General features: G+C 61.4%; 3 protein-coding genes. All 3 read right to left on the reverse strand.

Going from position 1 to position 7,423, the window contains the following annotated elements:
- Nucleotides 1-18: 18 nt before the first annotated feature.
- A complete protein-coding gene (locus TU84_RS10995; RefSeq protein WP_048369077.1) occupies nucleotides 19-1,680 on the reverse strand; it encodes a hydantoinase B/oxoprolinase family protein in 1,662 nt (553 codons plus the stop codon).
- Nucleotides 1,681-1,682: 2 nt separating this feature from the next.
- On the reverse strand, nucleotides 1,683-3,770 hold the full coding sequence (locus TU84_RS11000) for a hydantoinase/oxoprolinase family protein (RefSeq protein WP_048369078.1): 2,088 nt from the start codon (nucleotides 3,768-3,770) through the stop codon (nucleotides 1,683-1,685).
- A gap of 182 nt (nucleotides 3,771-3,952) precedes the next feature.
- Nucleotides 3,953-6,592 (reverse strand): LuxR C-terminal-related transcriptional regulator, encoded by a 2,640-nt coding sequence (locus tag TU84_RS11005; protein WP_082148678.1) that lies wholly within the window; start codon nucleotides 6,590-6,592, stop codon nucleotides 3,953-3,955.
- Nucleotides 6,593-7,423: the final 831 nt, after the last annotated feature.

Genomic DNA, 7,423 nt, shown 5'->3' on the forward strand with positions numbered 1-7,423 from the left:
GCCGTGTTTCAGCCCAGGTCAGCCTTGAACGCCATACACCGCGTGGGCGGTGGCGGCGTCGACATAGCCGTTTTTCAGGTCATCGCGCACCGCGTCCTTGCAGCGTTTGCCGGGTGGGCCAAAGCCGCCGCCCGCGCCGGTGCGTACGCGCACCAGGTCACCCGCATTCAGGGGGATGCTGCTGGCCATGGCGTAGCGTTCGTGCGCGCCGCTGTGCTGGCGGATCACTTCTACGTAGTTGAGCGAGCCGGGCTCCCCCTGTTGCAGGCCCCACGGCGGCACGACCGAGCGGGTGTAGCCGCAGGTCATGAAGCTGGCGTCGGAGCGCACCCGATAGTCGATGCAGATACCCCGGCCACCCCGAAACTGGCCGTGGCCGCCGGGTTCGTCGTTGAGTGCCATGCGCTCGACATACAGGCCGTAGCGGGCTTCGCAGATCTCGACCGGGCAGTTGTAGGTTTCGCCATGCAGGCCTGAGTACATGGCGTTATTGCCGTCGCGACCCGGTTCGGCGCCCCAGCCGCCGATTTCGGGTTCGACCAGGGTGAACAGGCGCCCGGTGTCCGGGTGCACGCCGCCAATGATGGTGGCGCACACCGAGGCGAAATTGCCGGCTGGCAGGCGCTCGGGGAACGCTGTGGCCAAACAGCGCAGGAGCAGGTCGTAGACCCGGATCATGTTTTCGAAATAAAAGCCCTCGGCGGCGGGTGCCTGCGCATCAAACAAGGAACCGGGGCGCGTCAGTACCTTGAGCGGGCGAAAGGTGCCGCCATTGGTTACGCCCTGCGGAGCCGTCAGCGCCTTGAATGCCATTTGCGCTGCCACCACGGCTCCGTCGCGGCTGAGGTTGACGGGGCCTGCGCACTGGTCGGGGTTGTCGCGCAGATCAATCAGCAGTTGTGTGTGGCTGATGGTAATACCGACCTTGAACACGCTGCCGTCGTCTTGCGGTTCGCTCAGGCTGAGGGTTGTGCCGGGCAAGGTTTGGAGGGCCTTGAGCGAGATTTTTTCGCCCAGGTCCATAAAGTCGCGCATGGCCTGCAAAAACAGATCGGTGCCGTATTTGCTGTTCAGTTGTTGCAAGCGCAGAGCGCCACCGCGCACGGCGGCGATACCGGCCCACAAATCACCCTCCATAAAGTCCGGCATGCGCGAATTGGCGCGCAATATTTGCAGCACCGAACGAATCGGCTGCCCGCGGCTGATCAACTTGACCGACGCCAGGCGCAAACCCTCCTGAAAAATATCAACGGCTTCGGTCGATAACGAGCCGGGCACCATGCCGCCCACGTCATTCCAGTGGGCGATGTTGGCCGTCCAGGCCACCAGTTGCCCGTCAGCAAACACCGGCATGGCCAGCACCACGTCATTGAGGTGTGTGACTGCGCCGCCGTCGTGTGGGTCGTTGCTGATAAACACGTCGCCGTCTTCGATTTCATCGGCGTGGTGGTGCTTGAGGATTTGCTTCACGGCCTTGTCGAGCACACCGACAAAGGCCGGGATTCCGGCGCCTGAGCTGGCGATGTCGCCCTGTGCGTCGGTAATGCCGGTGCCCATGTCGAGCACTTCATAAATAATCGGGCTCATCGCGGCCTTGCGCATGGCGGCAAACATTTCGTCAGCGATGGCCTGCAAAGCGTTCTGGATGATGTCGCGGGTAAAAATATCGAGGCTGTGCATGTTTACGCTCCGTTGCCATCGAGGGTGATATGCAAGTTGCCGAGGTGATCGACCCGCACGTGATTGCCGGGGTGGATCACCACCGTGGTGCCTGAGTCTTCAACGATGGCCGGGCCGCAGAAGGTCATGTTCGGCTCGAGCAAGGCGTAGTCGTAGAGCGCGGCCTGATGCACGCCCTGAAGGGCAAAGTCGACGTTGCGCTGGCCTTTGCTGGCGGCTTGCAAGGTGCGGCCGGTGACGGGCAGGGCCTGGGGGATTAACTTGCCGATCTCGGCCACGGCTATCAGGTGAAAACCGACAATTTCAACCGGTGCCTGCAGCCGGTAGGTGTAGTGCTGCTCGTATAACGCGTGAAAACGCTGCTCGATAGCGGGCCAGTGTTCGGCGATGGCTTCATGGCTGTTTAGCGCAACCTCGACCGAGTGCTCCTGGTTTTGATAACGCAGCTTGGCGAACACCTGCAGTTGCACCTGAGCTGGCGCCATGTTCTCGGCCGCGAATTGCTCGCGGGCCGCGTGCATCAGCGTTTCAAGTGCACATTGGGTGTCAGCCAGGGCGGCGGGTTGGGTGGTGTCCACGAAGCGGTTGATAAACAGGTCGCGGCGCAGGTCAGACAGGGTCATGCCCCACGCCGAAAACACCGCTGCGCTGCGCGGGACGATGACCTTTTTAACCCCCAGCTCTTGCGCGAGGGCTACGGCGTGCAGGGCACCGCCACCACCAAACGCCATCAAGGTGAGTTCGCGCGGGTCATGGCCACGGCTTAGCGAGACCAGCTTTAGCGCGTTGACCATGTTGTCATTGGCCAGCCGCACGATGCCGCGTGCGATCTCGATGGGCGGCAGCTGTAAACGCTCGCTGAGCCGGTCCAGCCCGCGGGCGACTGCGCCTTGGTCGGCGGTCAGTTCGCCGCCGCAAAAATAGTCCGGGTTGATCCGGCCCAAGGCCAGGTTGGCGTCGGTGGTGGTGATGTGTTCACCGCCATTGCCATAGGCGGCCGGGCCGGGCAAAGCCCCTGCGGACTGTGGCCCTACGTGCAGTTTGTCAAAATCATCGACCCAGGCAATCGAGCCGCCACCGTTGCCGATCTCTACCAGATCCACCACCGGCACCATGATCGGATAGCCCGCGTGGGTGCTGTCACGCTCAATCCAGTAGTCGGTCTTGATGCTGACCTGACCGTTCTGGATCAAGGCGCACTTGGCGGTGGTGCCGCCAATGTCCAGCCCAAGCAGGTTGGGTTCATCGATCAAACGCCCGAGTTCGGCTGCCGCCCAAAAACCGCTGGCAGGCCCGGATTCGACCATGGTGATGGGGGTTTCACGGGCGTGCGCCAGGCTGTCGACACCGCAGTTGGACTGCATGATGTACAGCGGCGCCTGATACCCCGCGTTGCGTAAACCGGCCTGTAATTCATCGAGATAGCGCGCCGCAATGGGCTGTACGTATGCCGACAGTACGGTGGTGCTGGAGCGCTCGTATTCGCGCCACTCGCGGGTGATCTGGTGTGAAGCAACCACCGATACGTCGGGCCAGAGCCTGCGGACTTCGGCCAGCAGTGCTTGTTCATGAACGGGGTTGGCGTAGGCGTGAAGCAGGCAGATGGCTACTGCTTCGACGCCTTCACAGCGCAAGGTATTGAGCAGGTCGGGCAGTGTCGACAGGTCCAGTGGCTCGCGCTCGCGGCCATCGGTGTGCAAGCGGCCATTAACTTCCAGGCGCAGGTAGCGCGGCACGAAAGGGGCGGGTTTGACCCATTTGAGGTTGAAGTAATCCGGACGATTGGCCCGGGCAATCTCCAGAATGTCGCGAAAACCGCTGGTGGTGATCAGCGCCGTTTTGACACCCCGGCGCTCGGTCAAGGCATTGATCACCACCGTGGTGCCGTGAGCGAGAAAATCAACCTTTTCCAGCGCCACGTCGGCTTTTTGAATCACGTTGAGCACGCCTTCGGCGAAGTTTGGTGCGGTGGTGTCGACCTTGGCCGTGCGAATCTGTTGTTGGCCAGTGGCGGTGTCGGTTTCGAAATACACCAGATCCGTGAACGTGCCGCCGACATCCGTTGCAACCCGTACGATTTTGCCGTCCATACCCACAGGGCATCTCCTGTTGTGATTGTTTTTGCTGGAGGCAGCGCAAGGCCTGCCCGGCGTTGTACCGGGGTCGATGCTAGGGGGGCGTGTGGGCGGGGGGCTACGGAGCCGAAGGGTAGGGCAGCCGCATGTTCTGCCATGAGCTACCCCAACGGGTAGGTTTGGCGTTTGAATACCGATTACAACGGTGGGGCAATCAGGCCTTGGCGCAGGGCCATGTTGATGGCGCTGGTGCGGTTGTCCACCGACAGCTTGGTGTAGATGTTTTTTAGGTGGAATTTCACGGTGTTTTCAGACACGTCCAGCGCCTGGGCAATGGCTTTGTTGGGCTGGCCGCAGGCGAGCAGTGTCAGGACTTGGGTTTCTTTAGGGCTGAACGGGATCTTTACCCGCAACGGCTGCGCACGCCAACTGCGCAGCCGGCTAATCAAGGGTTGCAGCACCGGCAGCGCCTCTGTGTAGTCTTCCAGCACGGGCAGCAGGCACGGCCCGACCTCCAGCAGCAAACCGGGCACCGCGTTTTCACACAGCGGCAGCAGGGTAGTGAGTACGTCGTCTGTCTGCTGGGGGATTTGCGCTTTGTGCAAGGCCACCAAAGCCAGCAATTTCAAGCGCCAACTCGGCAGCAGCAACCCTTTGTCATGTAAATGCGCAGCGTCACGTTGCAGGCGATTGAACGCAACCTGTGAGGCACCGGTGGCGATGTGCAAGCGGCTCAGCGCCAGGCTGGCCGCTTCGAGGTTGCGCCAGTCTTGCTGGGGGCTTTGGGTGTGCAGGTCCGCTTGCTGCGCCTCTTTGCGGGCTTGGGTCAGCATCCCGCCCTGTACCAGCGCGTCGACCCGCCAGGCGTTGATCAACTGCTGCAATCGCGGCCAATTACGGATGCTGGCCAGTTGTGAAACGCGATCCAGCTCAAGTAGAGCAGGGTGCAAGCCCTTGGCCTGCAAGGTGGTGCGCCACGTGACTTCGGCGGTGCCTGCCACGACTTCCAGCCAGCCGTCGGCATATTCCAGCGCCGCCCAGCCGTCGTTGAGCCACGGCATCGTTTGCTCCCAGTGGCCTTGCCAATAATCCTGACGGGCCTTTAAACAGCCGATGAGTGCTTTTAACGAACTTTCGCCACCAAAGTGGCTATGGACAAAGGCCAGCGTGCTGTTGATCAAGGCGCTGGATGCCTGCATTTGCCCGCTCAGGGCCAGCAGTTGCGCCTCGTGCAGGCAGCAGTAACTTTCGCCGCGCGGGCTGGCCACCAACTGCATTTGTACCTGCGCTGTGCGGATGCTGCGCAGAGCATTTGGTATATCGCCATGTGTCAGCAGATGCAGGGTGTTTACACATTCAAGCGTGGCTTGGGCGAGCAGTTCTTCGGGGTGCTCGCCCAGGCCAGGGGGCAGCTCGTCATGCGTAAAGCGGTCCAGATACGCATTGGACAAGGTGCGGATCACATAAAAATCGCGCAGCAGGCGGGGTTCTCCTTGCAGCGACTTTTGCGCGAGTTCCAGCCGTTGCGTACACAGGGCATGCTTACCCAGTTTGGCGTGCAAATAGGCTTGCAGCAGCAACAGGTCGGGCGCATTGCGCCGGGTCTGCTCATCAAACTGTTGCACCAGGCTTTGTGCGTAGCGAATGCCCTGGCGCAGTACCAGCGCCCAGCCGCCCGCCTGCACCACCAGGTTGATTGCCAGCGCGGTGTCCTTGGCTTTCAGGGCGTGGGCCACGGCTTGTACCCAATCGCTGGCTTGCGCCAACCAATGAGCGGCGGCGCGGTGGATGCGCCGGGCTTGCGTCAGGCGCACCCGCGGGCCCAAAAAATCACGCAGCAGGCCGTGATAACGAAACCATTGGCGCTCGGCGTCCAGTGGCATCAGCAGCGCATCGAGGTGGCCGAGCTGGCTGAGTAATTGCACGCTGTCCGTGCGTTCACGTACGGCATCGGCCAGCTCGGCATTGAAGCGTTCGAGTAATGACGTTTCGAGCAAAAAAAGCTGGCATTGCGGCGAGAGGCTGTCCAGCACTTGCTCGGCCAGGTAGTCAGCCACATCGGTAACACAACCGCAAAACGCCCCCAAACCGTACACATTGCCTTCATGGCTTTCTCGCCAAAGGCGCGCCAACTGCACGGCGACGGCCCAGCCTTCGGTGGTGCGATGGATGTGCTGAACATCGCTGGTCTGGGCGTGTGCTCCGAGAATGCTGCGGGTCTCGTCCTCGGACAGGCTCAGTTGGTGGGCAGACACTTCCTGCACCCAGCCTTTGGTTTTCCAGCGGGCCAGGGGCCAGGCCGGGCGGGTGCGGCTGGCGACCACCAGATTCAGCCAGGGTGTTGCCTGTTCAAGCAGCGTGCAGACAATGTGATCGACTTCTTTGCAGGTCACGTAGTGATAGTCGTCCAGCAGCAGCGTGATAGGGTGGTCAGCGTGAGACAACGCGTGCAGCAACGCAGACAGGGTTCGCAGCGGCTGGGCGTCCAGCGATTGAGTGGCGGCCAGGTGTGACAGCGGCCCCAGCTCCAACCCGGCGCGTTCGAGGGCCAGAATAAGGTAGGCCAAAAAGCGATTGGGTTCGGCGTCGGCTTCATCCAGCGAAAGCCAGGCGAGGTGCGCAGGGGCAGGGCGAGCCAGCAGTTCCTCGCGCCATTGCATCAACAAAATGGTTTTGCCGTAGCCGGCGGGTGCGACGACCAGCAGCAAAGGGGGTGAAGGTTGCTGGCGCAATGACGCGAGCAGGGTTTCGCGCACCTTAGACGTCAGCAGAGTATGCGGCGGGGTCAATTTACCGATCCAGCACCAGGTGCTGGATGAAGTGGGCTGAATGCTCATGGTGAGAAGGCCGATCTCAAGGGCTGAGCATCCAGAGCTTGTCCCCCTCGGCCAGCACCGCCAAGTCGGCCATTGCCGAGTTCCGCGTAAGAAGTTGCCCTACAGCCCGTAGTCGCTGACGAGGCACGAGGCTGCGAAAGATCAAAAGATCGCGAGGCAAGCTCGCTCCTACAGATGTTTTGCGTGCAACCTGTAGCAGTTGACGAGCTTTGCGAGGCTACGTCCGGGCGCGCAGCGGCCGCAAAAAGGCCAAGATCTAAAGATCGCAGCCTGCGGCGGCTCCTACACTTTTACCGCGTACACCTGTAGTGCTGACGAGGCACGAAGGCTGCGAAAGATCAAAAGATCGCGAGCAAGCTCGCTCCTACAGATGTTTTGCGTGCAACCTGTAGCAGTTGACGAGCTTTGCGAGGCTACGTCCGGGCGCGCAGCGGCCGTAAAAGGGCCAAGATCAAAAGATCGCAGCCTGCGGCGGCTCCTACGCTTTTACCGCGTACGCCTGTAGTCGCTGACGAGGCACGAAGGCTGCGAAAGATCAAAAGATCGCGAGCAAGCTCGCTCCTACAGATGTTTTGCGTGCAACCTGTAGCAGTTGACGAGCTTTGCGAGGCTACGTCCGGGCGCGCAGCGGCCGCAAAAAGGCCAAGATCAAAAGATCGCAGCCTGCGGCAGCTCCTACGCTTTTACCGCGTACGCCTGTAGTCGCTGACGAGGCACGAAGGCTGCGAAAGATCAAAAGATCGCGAGCAAGCTCGCTCCTACAGATGTTTTGCGTGCAACCTGTAGCAGTTGACGAGCCTTGCGAGGCTACGTCCGGGCGCGCAGCGGCCG

The organism is Pseudomonas helleri (genome assembly GCF_001043025.1).
GTDB classification, from domain to species: domain Bacteria; phylum Pseudomonadota; class Gammaproteobacteria; order Pseudomonadales; family Pseudomonadaceae; genus Aquipseudomonas; species Aquipseudomonas helleri.